This window comes from Bacillus sp. LR--39 (genome assembly GCF_053613335.1).
The window spans coordinates 524,182-542,222 of sequence record NZ_JBSIOT010000001.1 but is presented as its reverse complement, the minus strand read 5'-3'; the positions used below and the strand labels follow the sequence as shown (position 1 = coordinate 542,222).

At 49.2% G+C, this 18,041-nt stretch carries 18 protein-coding genes; 3 read left to right on the top strand and 15 right to left on the bottom strand.

The window, feature by feature from the left end:
• Positions 1-12: 12 nt before the first annotated feature.
• The 5 genes from lpdA to ACWHAR_RS02995 all read right to left on the bottom strand — a co-directional run bounded on the left by lpdA (position 13) and on the right by ACWHAR_RS02995 (position 6,750).
• Entirely contained in the window at positions 13-1,434 is a 1,422-nt protein-coding gene (lpdA, locus tag ACWHAR_RS03015; protein ID WP_032874082.1) for a dihydrolipoyl dehydrogenase, read from the bottom strand.
• Positions 1,424-2,539, bottom strand: coding sequence for a butyrate kinase (gene buk / locus ACWHAR_RS03010; RefSeq protein WP_087920770.1), 1,116 nt, complete (start codon positions 2,537-2,539; stop codon positions 1,424-1,426). Before buk ends, lpdA begins: the two co-directional genes overlap by 11 nt.
• Positions 2,540-2,556: 17 nt before the next feature.
• A complete protein-coding gene (gene bcd, locus ACWHAR_RS03005; protein WP_007612452.1) occupies positions 2,557-3,651 on the bottom strand; it encodes a branched-chain amino acid dehydrogenase in 1,095 nt (364 codons plus the stop codon).
• Positions 3,652-3,664: 13 nt separating this feature from the next.
• Complete coding sequence (yqiS, locus tag ACWHAR_RS03000) at positions 3,665-4,558, bottom strand: phosphate butyryltransferase (protein WP_015417787.1); 894 nt, start codon at positions 4,556-4,558, stop codon at positions 3,665-3,667.
• A 122-nt stretch (positions 4,559-4,680) separates the two neighbouring features.
• Entirely contained in the window at positions 4,681-6,750 is a 2,070-nt protein-coding gene (locus ACWHAR_RS02995) for a sigma-54 interaction domain-containing protein (RefSeq protein WP_032874078.1), read from the bottom strand.
• A gap of 153 nt (positions 6,751-6,903) precedes the next feature.
• Between ACWHAR_RS02995 and ACWHAR_RS02990 the strand changes: the two genes are divergently transcribed.
• A complete protein-coding gene (locus ACWHAR_RS02990; protein ID WP_007408378.1) occupies positions 6,904-7,146 on the top strand; it encodes a DUF2627 domain-containing protein in 243 nt (80 codons plus the stop codon).
• A 27-nt stretch (positions 7,147-7,173) separates the two neighbouring features.
• Here the strand turns inward: ACWHAR_RS02990 and prpB are convergent, their stop codons facing one another.
• The 10 genes from prpB to ytaF form a co-directional block, all read right to left on the bottom strand.
• Positions 7,174-8,079, bottom strand: coding sequence for a methylisocitrate lyase (gene prpB / locus ACWHAR_RS02985; RefSeq protein WP_032874076.1), 906 nt, complete (start codon positions 8,077-8,079; stop codon positions 7,174-7,176).
• 18 nt (positions 8,080-8,097) lie between these two features.
• On the bottom strand, positions 8,098-9,525 hold the full coding sequence (locus ACWHAR_RS02980; RefSeq protein WP_032874074.1) for a bifunctional 2-methylcitrate dehydratase/aconitate hydratase: 1,428 nt from the start codon (positions 9,523-9,525) through the stop codon (positions 8,098-8,100).
• Between the two features lie 25 nt (positions 9,526-9,550).
• Complete coding sequence (mmgD, locus tag ACWHAR_RS02975) at positions 9,551-10,648, bottom strand: citrate synthase (protein WP_032874072.1); 1,098 nt, start codon at positions 10,646-10,648, stop codon at positions 9,551-9,553.
• A gap of 23 nt (positions 10,649-10,671) precedes the next feature.
• Positions 10,672-11,805: an acyl-CoA dehydrogenase gene (locus ACWHAR_RS02970; protein WP_032874070.1), complete on the bottom strand. Its 1,134-nt coding sequence runs from the start codon at positions 11,803-11,805 to the stop codon at positions 10,672-10,674.
• 29 nt (positions 11,806-11,834) lie between these two features.
• Positions 11,835-12,686, bottom strand: coding sequence for a 3-hydroxybutyryl-CoA dehydrogenase (locus ACWHAR_RS02965; RefSeq protein WP_032874068.1), 852 nt, complete (start codon positions 12,684-12,686; stop codon positions 11,835-11,837).
• A gap of 19 nt (positions 12,687-12,705) precedes the next feature.
• The gene (locus tag ACWHAR_RS02960; RefSeq protein WP_032874066.1) at positions 12,706-13,887 is read right to left on the bottom strand and encodes an acetyl-CoA C-acetyltransferase; all 1,182 of its coding nucleotides are present in this window, start codon (positions 13,885-13,887) and stop codon (positions 12,706-12,708) included.
• Positions 13,888-14,027: 140 nt separating this feature from the next.
• The gene (locus tag ACWHAR_RS02955; protein WP_032874064.1) at positions 14,028-14,765 is read right to left on the bottom strand and encodes a glycerophosphodiester phosphodiesterase; all 738 of its coding nucleotides are present in this window, start codon (positions 14,763-14,765) and stop codon (positions 14,028-14,030) included.
• Positions 14,766-14,852: 87 nt separating this feature from the next.
• On the bottom strand, positions 14,853-15,479 hold the full coding sequence (locus ACWHAR_RS02950; protein WP_007612483.1) for an N-acetylmuramoyl-L-alanine amidase family protein: 627 nt from the start codon (positions 15,477-15,479) through the stop codon (positions 14,853-14,855).
• 18 nt (positions 15,480-15,497) lie between these two features.
• Positions 15,498-15,815 carry a hypothetical protein gene (locus tag ACWHAR_RS02945; protein ID WP_014721488.1) on the bottom strand — a complete coding sequence of 106 codons (318 nt, stop codon included), beginning with the start codon at positions 15,813-15,815 and terminating at the stop codon, positions 15,498-15,500.
• A 309-nt stretch (positions 15,816-16,124) separates the two neighbouring features.
• Positions 16,125-16,748 carry a sporulation membrane protein YtaF gene (gene ytaF, locus ACWHAR_RS02940; RefSeq protein ID WP_007408366.1) on the bottom strand — a complete coding sequence of 208 codons (624 nt, stop codon included), beginning with the start codon at positions 16,746-16,748 and terminating at the stop codon, positions 16,125-16,127.
• 146 nt (positions 16,749-16,894) lie between these two features.
• Here ytaF and ACWHAR_RS02935 point away from each other — a divergent pair, with 146 nt between their 5' ends.
• Entirely contained in the window at positions 16,895-17,527 is a 633-nt protein-coding gene (locus ACWHAR_RS02935; RefSeq protein WP_014418348.1) for a helix-turn-helix domain-containing protein, read from the top strand.
• Between the two features lie 296 nt (positions 17,528-17,823).
• The gene (locus ACWHAR_RS02930) at positions 17,824-17,961 is read left to right on the top strand and encodes a hypothetical protein (RefSeq protein ID WP_014470646.1); all 138 of its coding nucleotides are present in this window, start codon (positions 17,824-17,826) and stop codon (positions 17,959-17,961) included.
• Positions 17,962-18,041: the final 80 nt, after the last annotated feature.

Here is an 18,041-nt window from a genome sequence, read left to right as displayed (position 1 = left end):
CCTTCTTTCCTTTTAAAAATGAATCGCGTTTCCGTCTGCGGCTAACGCAGCTTCTCCAATCGCTTCTGACAGCGACGGATGCGGATGTATGGACTGGCCGATTTCCCAAGGCGTCGCGTCGAGCACCTTGGCAAGCCCCGCTTCAGAGATCATATCGGTGACGTGCGGGCCGATCATATGAACACCGAGAATATCATCTGTATTCCGATCGGCGACGATTTTGACAAAGCCGTCGCTTTCTCCGTATACAAGAGCCTTTCCGATCGCCATGAACGGAAACTTCCCGATCTTCAGTTCATGCCCTTTTCGAAGAGCTTCCTCTTCTGTCAGACCGACGCTCGCCGCTTCCGGATTTGAATAAATACATCTCGGCACAAGAGCGGCATCAAGTGGAGCCGGATTAAGACCCGCCATATGCTCAACGGCAATGATGCCCTCACGGGAGGCCACATGCGCAAGCTGCAGCCCGCCGACAACATCACCGATCGCATAAATGTGCGATTCCTTCGTCTGCCCAGCTTCGTTCACGATGATAGAACCGTTTTCCGCTTCAATATCCGTGTTTTCAAGCCCGATCCCTTCAATGTTCGGCTGGCGGCCGATGGAAACAAGCATTTGTTCCGCGTGATACGTTTCTTTTTTTCCATTCTTTTCAGCGGCAATTGAAACGCCGTCCGCTTTTTCCAATGTATCCGGAAGCACTTTCGCACCCGTCACGATCTTAATTCCTTTTTTCGTTAACAGTTTTTCCATCTCGCTTGAAATATCACGGTCTTCCGTCGGCAAAATGCGGTCCGCATATTCAATCACAGTGGTATTGACGCCGAAATCGTTCAGCATGGATGCCCATTCAATTCCGATGACACCGCCGCCGACGATCATCATGGATTGGGGCAGACGTTCAAGCTCAAGCGCTTCATCTGATGTCAGAATATAAGTACCGTCTGCTTCTAAACCCGGCAGCATTTTCGGCCTTGAACCGGTTGCGATAATCAATTGTTTCGGTATCAGCATGTCGTTTTCTTCACCATTTGCGTATTCGACGGAAACCGTACCGGGAAGAGGTGAGAAGATGGAAGGGCCGAGCATACGTCCGTACCCGTTGAATACATCAATCTTCCCCTTTTTCATCAAGTGGGCGACACCGCCGGCCAGCCGGTCAACGATTCCCTGCTTTCGTTTTTGCACGCTGTCAAAGCGGAGGGAGACACCTTCCGTTTCAATGCCGAATGCTGCCGCTTCCTTTGCGGTTCGGTACACTTCCGCGCTTCTTAACAGCGCCTTACTCGGGATACATCCTTTATGCAGGCATGTTCCGCCGAGCTTTTCTTTTTCTACAACGGCCGTTTTTAAGCCGAGCTGGGCCGCTCTGATGGCGGCTACATAACCGCCCGTGCCGCCACCCAGAATGACCACATCATACTCAGTCGCCATTTGTTTTCACTCCTTCGCCGATCTGATATTGCTTTGACTGCTCCTCACCGGCTAAAACCCGAAGCGCGCCTTGCGCGAGAGATTGCAGTTCATTTTCTCCCGGGTACACCAGTACATCCGAAATCCAATCTATGTACGATCTGATGGCGGATACGAAACTTTTCCCGTACGCCAAGCCGCCCGTCAGGACGATAATGTCTACTTTTCCTTTTAAAACGGCGCTTGCCGCCCCGATTTCTTTTGCTACTTGATAAGCCATTGCGTCATAAATGAGACGCGCGTTTTCATCTCCGGCCTGAATGCGTTTTTCCACCTTCACCGCGTCCGTTGTTCCCAGGTAGCCGGAGAGTCCGCCCGTGCCGACAAGTTTTTTCATCATATCGGCTTTTGAATACTTGCCGGAAAAACACATTTCCACCAAATCACCCGCCGGAACGGTTCCCGCGCGCTCCGGGCTGAAGGGTCCTTCTCCGTGAAGCCCGTTGTTGACATCCGTCACCCGTCCGCAATCATGGACACCGACTGTGGTGCCGCCGCCCATATGAGTGACGATCATCTTCATCTGTTCATACCGTTTGCCGAGGGACGCCGCCGCCTGACGGGCAACAGCTTTTTGGTTCAAAGCATGGAAAATGCTTTTCCGCTTGATTTCAGGCATTCCTGATACTTTAGCGAGCGGAGTCATCTCATCCACCACGACCGGATCGACGATATACGCGGGGATATTTAATCCGTCAGCTATTTCCCTGGCAATAATTCCGCCCAGATTAGATGCATGCTGGCCGTTGTAGCCGTTTTTCAAATCAGTGATCATGGCGTCATTCACTTCATATGTGCCGCCCTCAATCGGTCTGAGCAGGCCGCCTCTGGCACAAACGGCATCGAACTTTGAAATGTTGATGCCCTGTTCGTGCAAAGACTCAAGAATGCTTATTTTTCGAAATTCGTATTGGTCGATGATGGTGTTAAATGTTTTCAGCTCTTCTTCGGGATGCCGCAGCGTCTTTTCAAAGATACAGCGTTCATTGTGAAAGACACCGATTTTCGTTGATGTTGAGCCTGGATTCAGAATGAGAATGCGTTTTTCCTTTTCGAACATTTTCATACCTCCAGATCAAATTCCTATCGTCTGCTTAATATACTTTGGCCGTTTTGCAGAAACTGGCTTCTTGAACGGCGCATGCGCTCAATTCGTTCCTCAGCCAGACGGTCAGCCGCTAAGTATGTCGGAATGCCGTCACGCGCGGAAATATCGAGCACCCGCTCAATGTTTGCATAGATGCCTTCAACCTTTTTCAAAGCCCGCTCAGCATTGTAGCCGTAAAGCTCATCGGCCACATTGATGACGCCGCCTGCATTGATGACATAATCCGGAGCGTACACGATTCCCATTTCATGAATGGTATCGCCGTGACGTGTTTCTTTCAGCTGGTTATTGGCCGCTCCCGCAATGACTTTCGCCTTCAGCTGTTTAATCGTGTCATCGTTAATGACGGCGCCGAGAGCACATGGGGCATAAATATCGCACGCCTGTGAGTAAATGTCGTCGGGATCAACTGCGCGGGCGCCGAAGTCCTCAACGGCACGTTTAACAGATTCTTTATTGATATCCGTTACGATTAAAGAAGCACCTTCTTCGTGAAGGTGGCGGCATAGATTGTAAGCCACATTTCCCACGCCTTGCACGGCAATTGTTTTACCTTCCAGTGAATCAGTGCCAAACGCCGCTTTCGCTGCGGCTTTCATCCCTTTGTAGACGCCGTATGCCGTAACCGGGGACGGATTTCCTGATGAACCGAATGCCGGAGAAATTCCGGTTACATAGTCTGTTTCATCATGAATGATGTCCATATCTTCAACGGTTGTGCCGACGTCTTCCGCCGTAATATACCTTCCGTTTAAGCCTTGGATGTAGCGCCCGAACGCGCGGAACATTTCTTCATTTTTATCTTTGCGCGGGTCTCCGATAATAACGGTTTTCCCGCCGCCTAAGTTTAAACCGGCAGCCGCATTTTTATAAGTCATGCCTTTTGCGAGTCTTAGTGCATCTTCAATCGCCGCTTCTTCACTGTCATATGTCCACATTCTTGTTCCGCCGAGTGCTGGGCCGAGCGTCGTATCATGAATCGCGATGATCGCTTTTAATCCGGATTGTTCATCTTGGCAGAATACCAATTGTTCGTAATCATAAGTCTCCATATATTTAAAAATTTCCATAGGTTCGTTCCTCCTACTGTTCTTGTGATGCGCAAATCGCAAGCGCAATTGAATACAGTTTATTTTCTGCGGTATCCGCTCTGCTCGTTAATGCGATCGGCGCTTTTGCACCGGCGATGACGGCAGCAACATTTGCTTTCGCAAAATAAATCATTGACTTATAAAGCATATTTCCGGCCTCGATTGAAGGAACCAAGAGAATATCCGCCTGGCCCGCTACGCTTCCGGAAATCCCTTTTTGCAGCGCAGCCGCTTGGGATACGGCATTATCCAAAGCTAGCGGTCCGTCCGCAATGCAGCCGGTAATCTGCCCTCTGTTGCACATCTGGACGATCGCAGCCGCGTTCAGGGTCGCCTCCATTTTCGGATTAACCGTTTCAATAGCGGCAAGGACTGCTGCTTTCGGCATAGGATTCCCTACTGAATGTGCGACATGAACCGCATTTTGCAGAATATGCCCGAGCTCTTCAAGAGACGGGGCAATGTTCAGCGCTGAATCAGTCACATACATCAGCCGGTCATAGTCCGGCACCTCAAAAACGGCTACATGTGACAACACCCTTTTTGAACGAAGCCCTTCATGGCGGTTTAAAACCGATTTCAGAAGAGTTGAGCTCGGGAGATTCCCTTTCATTAAAACGTCCGCCTCTTGTTCACGCACTGCGCGCACTGCTTTTGCCGCAGATTCTTCGGGTGAATCGGCGTGGATGATTTCAGCATTGAACTTCGGCTCATTTGCCAGAAGCTCTTTCAGCTTTCCGCTGTCACCCGTCAGTAAAAATCGTGCCGACAAGTGTTCTGCCGCCATTTTGACGGCCTGGATCACTTCTTTATCTGCTGCGTGGGCCACTGCAATGGTTTTTGCGTTTTTTGCCGCGGCTTTTTCAACTAGGTCTCTCAGCTTCATTTTGTACCACCTTCCTTGTGCGAATCCGCTTTTAACAATGCAAGTTCCGTGCCAAATATGCGGGAGGGTTTATTCCGGCTTTTTTCAAGAAAACATGCAGCTGTTTGCGCTTTCTCTGCAATTTATTGCATGCCGTCATTTGCAAGGCCGTACTTGTCCATTTTGTAGTACAGGTTCCGAATGCTGACACCAAGCGCTTTTGCCGTTTTGGTTCGGTTGAATTTATGCTTTTCAAGCGTTTTTTGAATGACGTGCGCTTCAAATTTTTCAACAGCCTGAGACAGCTTTTCCCCTTCCACATCCGGAAAATCACTTTGGGTGCCGTTTTTTTCATTCAGCTCTGATTCAAAAACAGGCAGATGCTGCTGTTCGATCCGTTCCATGTGCGGCTCTAAAAATATCATTGCCCGTCCGAGAACATTTTCAAGCTCCCGGACGTTTCCCGGCCAGCTGTAGGCTGATAAAGCTCGCAGCGCGTTCGGCGTGAGCCCCTTTACATTGCGGCCGTAATCCTGATTGATTTTTTCAATGAGCCGAATGCTCAGCGCTTCAATATCTTCTTTGCGCTGCCGAAGCGGCGGGATTGAGATCGGATAGCGGTTAATCCGGTAATACAGGTCTTCACGGAACGCGCCTTCCGCCATGGCCTTTTCGATATTGACGTTTGTCGCTGCGATAATTCTGACATTGACAGAAATCGCTTTAGCGCCGCCGACTCTGATAATTTCTTTTTCCTGCAGAACTCTGAGCAGCTTTGCCTGGGTGCTTTGGGTCAGCTCTCCAATTTCATCTAAGAAAATGCTGCCGTTATTCGCTTCCTCAAAAAGTCCTTTTTTGCCTCCGCGCCTCGCGCCCGTAAACGCGCCTTCCTCATAGCCGAAAAGCTCGGATTCTAGCAGGGATTCAGACAGGGCCGCACAATTGACCCGAATGAACTTATTGTATTTTCGGTCGCTTTCATTATGGATGGCGTGGGCGAAAAGTTCTTTTCCTGTGCCGGATTCTCCCCGCAACAGAATCGTCGCCGGCGTTTTCGCCCCGAGCTTCGCCTGTTCAAGGGCGACCAGCATTTGTTCACTCGTGCCGATAATGTCATCAAACGTGTATTTCGCTTCAAGCGTGCGGATGATCTGGCGCGCCCGATTCAGCTCAGCAGTCAGCGTTTTAATTTCTGACACATCGTGAATGACGCCGACGCTGCCTTTTAAAATACCGTCCACAATAACGGGGGCAACATTTACGATGACATCCTTTTTATTGGGGCCGACCTTCATCCTCACACCCCGCACGGGCCGCCTTGTCCCCAATACTTTCAGATGCATGCTTTCCCCTTCTGAGATATCGGTGGAAGCGGGTTTTCCGATGACTTCGCTTTCTGACAGCCCGGTCATTTTTGTATACGCTTTGTTGATTAACATTCCGATGCCGTTTTCATCAACGACAGAAATGGCCTCGTCTGATGATTGTATAATCGCTTCAAGCATGGTGCGGATTTGTTTTAAGTTCGTGACCTCTTCCGCCAGTTCAACTGCGTCGGTGATGTCTTTAAACACGCATAACGCGCCGAGAAGTTTTCCGCCTTCATCAATGATCGGCAGTCTTGTCGTGACAATCTGCAGGTGCTTTCCGAGAAGCTGCTTCTGGTTATATTCCGGCTCTCTCGTTTCCAGAATCCGCGGCAGCTTTGTGTTCGGCACTACATCTTTAATTTGGCGGCCGATGACATCCTCCCGTTTTTGGCCGACCATTTTTTCTGCCATCTGATTAAATAAAATGATCGTTTCGTTGACGTCTATAAAAATCATGCCGTCGTGCGTTGAATTAAAAATCCGGTCATGCTTATACGTCTGCGACTTCAGCATTTGGATAAGCTGCTGTTTTTCCTCCATCAGCTGAAACACCATGTACGCCAATTTTCCCGGCATGACGATGGTTTGTTCTTTTTTTTCTTGGAGCAGCTCATCCATGACCGCTTTATCGCCTGTTGTATGGATGATAATATCTATATCTTCAGTTATGTAGGGTTTCCAATCTGATGAGGTTGCAATTCCATATTTCCGGGCTTCTTGCAGCCCTTGCGCCTCCGGATCTTGATCAACCACCGCAATAATCCGGATCAGCTTTGTTTTCATCAAAATCTGTAGGAGCGCCGTGCCTCCTTTACCAGCACCTATAATCAGCACCTTCTGCATCCCGATACCCCTTTATATGAAAAAATTTGCACACCTGTATTTCCCGTTGCAATAATTTGCACAACCCCTATGTTACCACGTTTTGATCTCTTGACAAAATATTTTTTCGATTGGACAATAAAGGAAAACATATCGTAAAGGGGTTTTCTGAATATGAGCCGGCTTGTTGCGCTTTTGATTCTGGTCCTCCCCGGCGCTGTCGCGGCGCTCGGCATTAAGCTGATGAGAGATGCATTGTTCGGGCATGCGTTTTCCCCGTTTCCGTCCCTTTTTCTTCAGGGGGCGGCCGGATTGGCGTTTTTTTTGTTCGGCCTTTATGTTCTGGCCGGGTTTATTCTGTACAGAGATCGGAAACGCAATCAAGTCAGCCCGCGGTTCAGGAAAAAAAAGCTGTAAAAAAGCCCTTGCAAAAAAAGGGCTTTTTCAGTCGTCCGGCAGTATTGTTTTGGCAATGGATTGATCCAGTTCTTCATAGTCATCGTAAGCGATCGTTTCATATAATTCTTTTCTCGTCTGCATATCCGAAAGCCCCTCTTTTTGCGAGCCTTCTTCTTTCAGAAGGCGGAAAATACGCTCAAAAGCCTTGGCCGCCGTTCTGAGTGACGTGACCGGGTAAATGACCATCTGACAGCCCATATCGGAAAATTCATCAGCACTGTAATACGGCGTTTTTCCGAATTCAGTCATGTTTGCGAGAATCGGCACACTGATTTGTTTGGAAAACGCTCTGAATTCACTTTCGGATTGGAGCGCTTCCGGAAAAACAGCGTCAGCACCCGCTTTTATATAATCGGACGCCCTTTTTAATGCCCCCTCCAGTCCTTCCTGCTGTCTGGCGTCTGTTCTCGCAACAACAAGAAGAGTCGGCGCGGCCCGCTTGACCGCTTGGATTTTTTGCGTCATTTCTTCAATCGGCACGAGCTGCTTCCCATTCAGATGTCCGCATTTTTTCGGCAGGCGTTGATCCTCCATCTGGACGGCGGCCGCGCGCGCTTCATACATTTCTTTCGCCGTCCGGGCGGCATTCAGCACTCCTCCGAAACCCGTGTCAATATCGACAAGGACGGGCAGATCAGACGAGCGGACCAGATCTTTAACCCGTTCAGCCATTTCCGCCGACGTGATGATCCCTAAATCGGGCAGCCCTCTGCTCGCCGTGTAAGCCGCGCCTGATAAATAAAGAGCCGAAAACCCCGTTTTCTTGGCGATAAGAGCGGCCATCGCATCATGGGCGCCGGGGATCTGCAGTAGATCCGGCGCTGTCATCAGCGTACGGAACCGCTCTGCAAGCTCCTCTTGAGACGACTGCTCGCTGACGATCCACGTCATGTTTGTCACCCTCCTATTTTATACGAGAAATAAGTCCATAAATTCACTAACGCTGAGCTTCTGCATTCGGCCTCTATGTTCGCAGGCCTCTTCGATTTTTCGCTGCTGCTTCAACGAAAAATGAGTGCTGATGTTTGCTGAAAACTTGGCAAGAATTTTCGGAACGGCTTCTTTTCTGCGGAACCGGTGCCCGAGCGGGTATTCACATTCAATCCGTCCCGTAGCCGTGCCGTCTGTAAAATGCACCTGTACGGCATTTGATATGGATCGCTTATTCGGGTCTAAGTAATCTTTTGAGTACGCTTTGTGTTCCGTCACCTCCATTTTGCTCCGCAATGTATCAATTCGCGGGTCAGACGCCGTTTCCTCTTCATAATGATCCGCCGTGATATCTCCGAAAAGCAGCCCGATTGCCGTAATGTACTGGAGGCAGTGATCCCGGTCAGCCGGATTGTGAAGCGGCCCTTTTTTATCGATAATCCGGATTGCCGACTCATGCGTCATAATCGTGATCCTGTCAATGTCTTCGATGCGGTCTTTCACCTCCGGATGAAGCCGGACCGCGCATTCCGCTGCTGTCTGCGCATGGAATTCAGCCGGGTAGGATACTTTAAACAGAACATTCTCCATCACATAGGACCCAAGCGGGCGGGCAAGCTTTATTTCCTGCCGGTTAAACAATACGTCTTGAAATCCCCACCCAGATGCGGTCAGAGCCGTCGGGTACCCCATTTCACCTTTGTGCGCCATAAGGGCCAAATATACCCCTCTGCTCGTCGCATCGCCGGCCGCCCATGATTTGCGTGATCCGGTATTCGGCGCATGACGGTACGTTCTGAGGCTTGAATTATCAATCCAGGCATGAGATACGGCGTTATTGATTTCCTCTTTTGAGCCGCCCAGCATTTGCGCGCAAACAGCCGCAGTCGCCACTTTCACAAACAGCACATGGTCAAGCCCCACTCTGTTTAAGCTGTTTTCCAAAGCGAGAATCCCTTGAATTTCGTGCGCTTTGATCATTGCGCAAAGCACATCGCGCACGATAAGCGGTTCTTTCCCTTCTGAAATCCGCACTCTGGATATATAATCCGCACAAGCCAATATGCCTCCGAGATTGTCAGACGGATGACCCCATTCCGCCGCAAGCCACGTATCATTATAATCAAGCCACCTGTTGATACAGCCGATATTAAAAGCAGCCGTGACCGGGTCTAAAACAAAAGGCGTGCCCGGGACTCTGCTGCCGTTGGGCACGGAGGTTCCCGGGACAATCGGGCCGAGCAGCTTTGTACATTCGGGATAGCTGAGCGCCAAAATTCCGCAGCCTATCGTATCAAGAAGCACATGTCCTGCCGTAGCGAAAGCTTCTGAACTGTCAATCTCCTGATGGAGCACGTAGTCCGAAATCTCTTCGATTACAGCGTCCATTCGGCGGGGTTCTGTCATGTTTTCATCTTCCTTTCTCATCTGTTTATAGGCGCGCTCCGGTATAGCGGACACGCGGGCGGAAAAGCCGGTTTCGGCTGTGCTGTTCAATGACGTGGGCACACAGGCCGACCGTGCGTGCGCTGAAGAATATAGGCGTGTACAGCGGTATCGGGATGCCGAGCATGTAATAGACCGGCGCTGCGTAGTAATCTAAATTCGGATAAAGGCCTTTTTTCTCCCTCATGACGGTTTCGCCGGCTTCACACATATGATAAAGACGGAAATCACCTGAAAGATCAGACAGCTTTTTTAACGCTTCTTTCATCATGAGCGCCCTCGGGTCCATTTTTTTCATGTAGACACGGTGGCCGAAGCCCATGATTTTTTCTTTGTTTGCGAGTTTTCGAGTTAATAATTGTGTAAACCCATCTGTATCCTTCGCTTCTTCAAGCATGTACATAACCGCTTCGTTCGCGCCGCCGTGAAGGTTTCCTTTAAGCGAGGCGACGGCTCCGGTCAGCGCGCCGTAAATATCCGATTGCGTCGAAGCAATGACACGGGCCGTAAACGTTGAATTCGGCAATTCATGCTCACTGTATAAAAGAAGCGACCTGTCGAAGATTTCTTCTTCCAAAGATGACGGCGTTTTTCCGGTAATCATATATAAAAAGTTTGCGCTGTATGATAAGGTTCCGACCGGCGCCAAAGGCTCCAGCCCGTTGATGACTCGATAGCTGTTGACCGTCAGATTCGGCATTTTGCCTATCAGTCCGCGTACACGGTGCTGATTTACGGAAGATGAACGGTCATCGATGTCCTTGTCAAAGCCTCCAAGCGCGGACAAACCCGTCCTCAGTCCGTCCATCGGGTGAGTATGTTCGGGCAGCAGACGGCATATGTGCAAGATTTCCTCGGGAAGGTGTCCGCCGCGCCGAACGTCTTCTTCAAGCGCCGCCTTCTCTTTCGCATCAGGAAGTCTGTCTTCCAATAAGAGATGAACAATGTCCATATAGCCGGCCGTTTTAGAAAGCTCAATCAGATCGTGGCCTTTGATTAAAATACTGCCCTGCTGTGTATCCAGGAAAGAAATCCCCGTTTCCACCGCAATGACGCCATCTAAACCGGGAGAATAAGATTCCATGGTTTCGCTCCTTTGCGCACTTTTTATTGAAGAAGATACTTAGAAATAATCAGCCTTTGAATCTCATTGGTTCCTTCATAAATTTGCGTGACTTTCGCATCCCGAAATAAACGCTCCGCGGGATACTCTTTCATATAGCCGTAACCGCCGTGAATCTGCACAGCCTCCACCGCCGCTTTCATCGCCGCATCGGACGCAAATTGCTTCGCCATAGATGCTTCTTTTCCGCACGGAAGCCCTCGCTGATACAGATCAGCAGCATGATAGACCAATAATTTGGCAGCTTCCGCATTCGTCGCCATGTCAGATAATTTAAATGAAACGGCCTGATTCGAAGCGATGGGTCTGCCGAACTGGCTGCGGGTTTTGGCGTACTCCACCGAGCAGCCGAGCGCCGCTTCGATAATCCCGAGCGCCTGAGCCGCTATGCCGATCCGTCCGACTTCAAGGTTTTTCATGGCGATTGAAAAGCCTTCGCCCTCTTCGCCGAGCCGGTTTTCAATCGGAATTTCCGCTTGGTCAAACTGCAAATCGACAGTATTGGAACCTAACAATCCGAGCTTTTTTTCTTTTTTTCCGATAGAAAAACCGGGTGTGTTTTTTTCAACGATAAACGCTGAAATCCCCTTTCTCCCCTTACCCGGATCGGTTATGGCGAATGTCAGATACAAATCTGCCGCTCCGCCGTTAGTAATAAAGATTTTTGAACCGTTCAGAATATATGAACCGCCTTTTTGTACGGCTCTTGTTTTCAGGCTTCCCGCATCAGATCCGGATTGAGGCTCAGTAAGCGCAAATGCCCCAATATATTCGCCCGCTGCCAGCTTCGGAATATACGCTTGTTTTTGGGCTTCTGTCCCGAAATGCAAAATCGGGATTGTCCCTACCGATGTGTGGACGGACAAAATGACGCCGACGGCCGCGCTGACTTTTGATATTTCATGAATCGCTAAAATGTAAGATGTTGTATCAGCACCCGCCCCGCCGTAAGTTTCCGGGACGGGAATGCCCATCAATCCCGCTTCGCCCATTTTTTTAATCAGCCGCTCCGGAAATTCATCTGTTGATTCCATGAGCTCAACCACCGGCGCGATTTCCTTGCGGGCAAAATCACGCACCATTTTTCTCATCATGATGTGCTCTTCTGTAAAATGCATAGCTGCCGTCTCCCCTCATGATCTTTACGTCATCTGCCGTACTCATAAAAACCGCGCCCGCTTTTTTTGCCGAGCCAGCCGGCGCTGACATATTTTCTGAGCAGAGGGCATGGGCGGTATTTCGGATCTCCGAGCCCCGCATAGAGAACCTCCATAATGGAAAGGCACGTATCCAGCCCGATGAAGTCAGCTAATGTTAAAGGACCCATCGGGTGCCGCATGCCGAGCTTCATCACCGCATCAATCGCTTCCTTTGAAGCTGCTCCTTCGTAAAGGCAATAAACGGCTTCGTTAATCATCGGCATTAATATGCGATTAGATATAAAGCCCGGGAAGTCATTGACTTCGACAGGGGTTTTATTCATCCGGACGGCAAGCTGCTTTACTGTTTCCGCCGTTTCTTCCGATGTGGCGAGTCCTCTGATGACTTCGACAAGCTCCATGACAGGAACCGGATTCATAAAATGCATGCCGATTACTTTTTCAGGCCTTTTTGTGGCCGCGGCAAGCTCTGTAATGGGAAGAGAAGACGTATTGCTTGCCAATACGGCATGAGGGGGACAGATTTTATCTAGTGTGTCAAACAATTCTGCTTTTGCTTTTTTGTTTTCGGCAATGGCTTCAATTATAAAATCAGCATCTTCCGCTTCTCTGAGTTCTGCCGGGGAAATACGGCTGAAAACGGCATCTGTCTCCTGCTGTGACTTCCGTCCTTTTGCCTGCTCTTTCTCCAGGTTTGTCTTTATGCGATGAAGACCTTTTGTTACCGTTTCCGGCTCCCAATCGTATAACTTGACGGCAAACCCGGCTTCTGCAGCCGTCTGCGCGATGCCTGCTCCCATCTGACCCGCACCTGCGACCATGATTGTTTTCATCTTCATCCGGCGCTCCCTCCTTTGATCAGTACACCTCAAGCAGGACGGCATCTCCTTGAGCCGCTCCGCTGCATATAGCAGCTACGCCTAAACCCCCTCCGCGACGCTTTAATTCGTATATTAAACTCATGATGATTCTCGCTCCGCTTGCGCCGATCGGGTGGCCGAACGCGATTGCCCCTCCGTTCACATTCACTTTTTCCCGGCTGAACCCGGCTATTTTTTCACTCACCAGCACGACGGACGCAAATGCTTCATTTACTTCAAACAAATCAATATCGTCAACGGACAGTCCGGTTTTTGTCAAGAGCCGGCTGATGGCCTCTCCCGGCGCGCTTGCCAGCTCGGACGCTTCCAGTCCGACTGACGCAAAGCCAAGTATCGCTGCGAGCGGCCTGACATGCTGCTTTGCGGCTTTTTCCTCTGACATCAGCACAAATGCTCCGGCCCCGTCATTTACACCGGGAGCGTTTCCGGCTGTAACCGTTCCGTCGGCTGTAAAAATTGGCTTGAGCGCTGCAAGCTGCTCAAGGCTCGTATCAGGGCGCAGCCCCTCATCCGCTTCAACGGTATGCTGTTTGCCCTTTTTGCCGGTCCAGGTGACGGGAACAATTTCTTCATGCAATTTGCCCGCTTCAGCCGCCTCTGCCGCGCGTTTCTGGCTCAAAAGAGCGTAATGATCCTGTTCATCCCGGGAAATGCCGTACTTTTTGGCCGCAGTGCTTCCGTGGACAGCCATATGGACCTGGTCGAACGCACAGGTCAGCCCGTCATGAACCATTAAATCCTGAAACACCCCGTCCCCCATCCTCACACCCCAGCGGCCGGCCGGAATGGCGTACGGAATGTTGCTCATGCTTTCCATTCCGCCTGCAATCAGCACGTCCGCATCTTTCGCCCGAATCATTTGATCACAGATGGTAACGGCCCTGAGCCCTGATGCACAGACCTTATTAATGGTTTCAGCCGGAACGGACCACGGAAGCCCGGCATATCTTGCAGCCTGCCGTGCCGGAATCTGCCCGGCACCCGCCTGGACGACCATTCCCATCACCGCTCCTTCCGCTTCGCTTTCACTGATAGCGGCGCGCTTGATTGCTTCTTTTATGGCAATGCCGCCAAGCTCGGCTGCCTTTACCTCTTTTAATGCGCCGCCGAATTTTCCGAACGGCGTTCTTGCCGCACTGACGATAACCGTTTTTCCCACAATTTTGCCTCACTTTCAATAAGATAAAAGATAACGCTTACACAAAACGCCCTGTTACAATATATGAACCGGCTGACCGAGTTATGAGTGCACCGCCTTTTTCCCGCCCATAAAAAAAGAAGACTGTCTGAACAGTCTTCTCAGCTGCGGCATTCTTCTTTTATAGAAACAGCCAGCTTTGGATAATCGGTAAAAATTGCGTCTGCTCCCGCTTTCATCAGCTGCTTCATATCCTCAGGACGATTGACGGTGAACGGACGGAGCGCCGCTTGGTGTTTTGCAAGATGTTTGATCACTTCAGCGCTGACCGCCGGCGTACCGAGCTTCGGATGATAACCCGAAGCGGGAATGGCTGCAAGATACCGTTCAGGCCGGTACAGTACATCCATTGTCAGCACCGCCCGTTCAATTTCAGGTGCCAGGGCGTGGCAAACCGCGAGACTCTCATGATTAAATGAAGAAAAAATAACGCGCTTTTCCAGTCCGTAATATCTGACTTTTTTAATCACTTCTTCTTCCATTCCTTCGTAACGGAATACACTGTTTTTCAGCTCAATGTTTATCAGAAAATCAGCACGTTCCGCAAAACGCAGCACATCTGACAAAAGCGGAATCCTGACTCCTTTAAAAGAATCTTTCCATTTTCCGGCGGCATCGGCGGTTCTGATTTTGTCATACGCCGTATCTTTCACAAATCCTTTCAAAGACGTTGTGCGGTCGAGGGTTTCATCGTGAATGACCACGATCCGGCCGTCTTTTGTCATCTGTACATCAAGTTCGATTCCGTCAGCCCCGTCCTCAATCGCTTTTTTGAATGCGGGCATCGTATTTTCAGGGCAGTCGCCCGACGCCCCCCGGTGGGCAAAAATATTCGTCATATGTGTCACCTCAGGTGTTTGTCATCGGTTTTCTCTATTATAATCGTTATGCACATAAGGAGGGCGCTATTTACACATATTTTATAATTACCGGCCGCTGTAATAGGTTTCGATTCCGTTTACAACGGCGTCTGCGGCGTGCTCTTGGCCGTTATCGCTTTTCAGCTTGTCCGCATCTTGAGGATTTGTGATAAAACCTAATTCAGCAAGCACACTCGGCATCTTTGAATATGTAATGACATAAAAAGGAGCTTCTTTTACGCCTCTGTCCCTCATCCCTAAAGACGTGACAAGCTGCTGCTGGATGTCGGAAGCAAGCCTTTCGCTGTCTGCTCCTTCATATGTCGAATTAAAATACGTTTCCGTGCCCGATGCCGTTGAGACGGCTGAATTCGTATGGAGGCTGACGAATAAATCGGATTGGCTGGCGCTTGCTTTCGCCACCCGCTCGTCCAAACGTAAAAAAGTATCGTCAGTCCTTGAAGCTACAGGTTTTGCGCCTTCTGTCTCCAATTTAGCAATCACCTTGTTTGACACCGCTAAATTGATGTTTTTCTCAAGCAGTCCATTTCCCCCGGCCCCGCTGTCTTCTCCGCCATGTCCGGCATCGATATAAATGGTTTTCCCTTGCAAAGGTTCAGCTGCATAAGCAGACGGCGCAAGCAGAAGCAGAGCGGCACCGAAGGCAGCAGCGCTTTTTGTCAGTAAACCCACGTTTTTTCCTCCCCGTTTTCACATATCTGTTTCTTTTTTCAGTTCCTCAAGCCGTAATTGTCCGTTGCTCTCTTTTTTATAGGTGATTTGCACCGCCGTATGTTCAGGCAGAGACTGACATTCAAACCGCTTAGCGAACGGCACCTTCACCTCTTGCCTTTCTCCGTCAATTTCGACCGCGATCGTATCGTTTCCGGCCGCTTTTATAAATGTTCCTTCCTGTGTAAATGACGGCGCCGCATCAGCCTCCGCGGTATACTCGCAGCCTGATAACAGCCATGCGGTGAAGATCAGAAGTATGACAGACTTCACACAGATCACCTCACGTTTTCTCATTCGGCTTTATCTTTGAACAGAATGGCCGATTTGTAAAGGGAGCCTTCATTCCTCCAGCGCTTTTCCATATTTGGAATGAAGGCTATCTGACCTGCTGTTTACCTGAACTTAGAAAGAAAACAAGCTGATCAGTCTATGAAAAAGGTTCTGTCTGAAGGCCGAATATGCAGAATTTAACGGAAACGGACGACTTTCTGTTCATTTTGAAAAAATATCAGATCGGCAAAAAAAAGAGAGCCGCGTCATGCGCTCTCCCGAATAGAAACATTCATATTTATTTTGAGCTTTTCATAAAATGAACGGGACAACTTAAAAGAGCAGCGTATTGGCGGCAATGATGAGAATAATCACTCCGCTCAGCACCGTGCTGAACTGTCCGACGTGAAAAGAACCGATGCGCAATGATGCGGCTTTTTTTCCAAGCGAGCAGCCGATCCATATCGTCAAAAAGCTTCCGACCGCCGCAGTAATGGAAATGGCAGCGGGAGAAAGCCCGATCAAACCCGCGCTTAATCCGTTGGTCAGCGCATTTGCGGATACGGCCACCCCGAGAACCATGGATTCCAATATACCGATTTCTCCCGAACCGTCGGCATCCGCTGCCTCCGGATTTTGCAGCAGACCGGCAAAACGGCCTTTTTTTCCTGACGCGCCAACACGCGCTGTTTTTCTCGGCACAGCCAGCAGAATGATGCGGATACCGATGACAGATAAAATAAACGCCGCCAGCAATACAGGAAGAAAGCCCGGTAAAACGGCTGAAATCCATTTGCCGAAATAAATTCCGATATAACTGAATACAAAACAGATAAAAGCGATCATCATATTCGACGCATGCGATATTTTGATTTTTCTGATGCCGTATGACATCCCCACTCCTAAATTATCAATGCTCGAGGACACTGCCAAACCTAAAATCAATAACCAAGCCATGTTCGTTTCTCTCCATTCTTTGATGTCTTTTCAACATGTTGTGCCGTTGAATCTACACTATCCTATTCAGCAGCACAGAAAAGGTACCTTTTCTGCAAAAATTATTGATTAATGATCATCATTCCGGCGGAAACGAGGTGACACCCTTGACAGAAAATAAAAATAAAACACTGGGGCCCCTTTTAAAATCACTGCTTGATAAGCACTCGCTCTCCATGAGAAAACTCGGCGCCTTAACAAACATTGATACGGCCACCATCTCCCGGATTATAAACGGCAAGCAGAAGGCCAATTTAAAGCATCTTCAGGAATTTTCAAAACATCTCCGCACCCCGCTGGAGGAATTGCTTGAGGCGTCAGGCATAGACATCGGCCATGAAAAAGAAGCTGCGCCGCAAGACCCGATGCACGCGATTCAGGATATGCTGAATATGGCCGAGATGTTTGATCAGCCTTTTTCCCGGGAGCAAATTGAGCGCGAACTGACCAGATATGAACAATATGCCAAAACCCAGCAGGGCCATCGCCTGATTTGCGATGAGTTTCAAAAGAAAATGGACAATGAAGAAAGCGTCGGCCCTTTTATTGATCATTTGAAAAACATGCATCATCAGTATATGGATGAATCAACACCGGCTGAAGACCGCGCGATTCTCGGGAGCGCGCTTCTGTATTATATTTTAGCGACCGACGTCATTCCGGATTACATGTTTCCGATCGGCTACCTGGATGACGCCATCGCCGTTCAAATCGCTTTGAACCGGCTGAAAAAAAAATAAAGGCGCTTAAAAAAGCGCCCTTTTTGTGTTGAAAAATATGAAACACCGCATTACGGTTTTGTCAAAACAGAGACAGCTGTCATATGATACATCAACCTAACAAAAAGGAGGGTGTCTTCTATGGACAGCAACACAGTTGTGGCAGTGTGCGCTCTGTTAAGTGTTGTGATTCAGATCGGAACGATATTCGCCGCAGGAAAGTGGAAAAAAGAATAAATAAAAACAAATTGACGGTTTTTTCGCACAGGCGTATGCTTATAAATAACCTTGTAAAAGATAAGAAAGAAGATATGTATATGAAAAAAATCATTCTCCTCTTCGCCGCCGCTGTCATATTCAGCTCGATCGGCCATCAAATTTCAGGAGGATATAAAGATCCTGAAAAGGAACGGAGAAAACCGTTTCATTCGTTTAAATGGTTCAGCCGGTCATAACCTCAGGAAGAAGAACAAGCAAAATAATTGCACACAATTAAAACATAAGCTAGAATACGGACGAGTTAAACTCCTAAGGA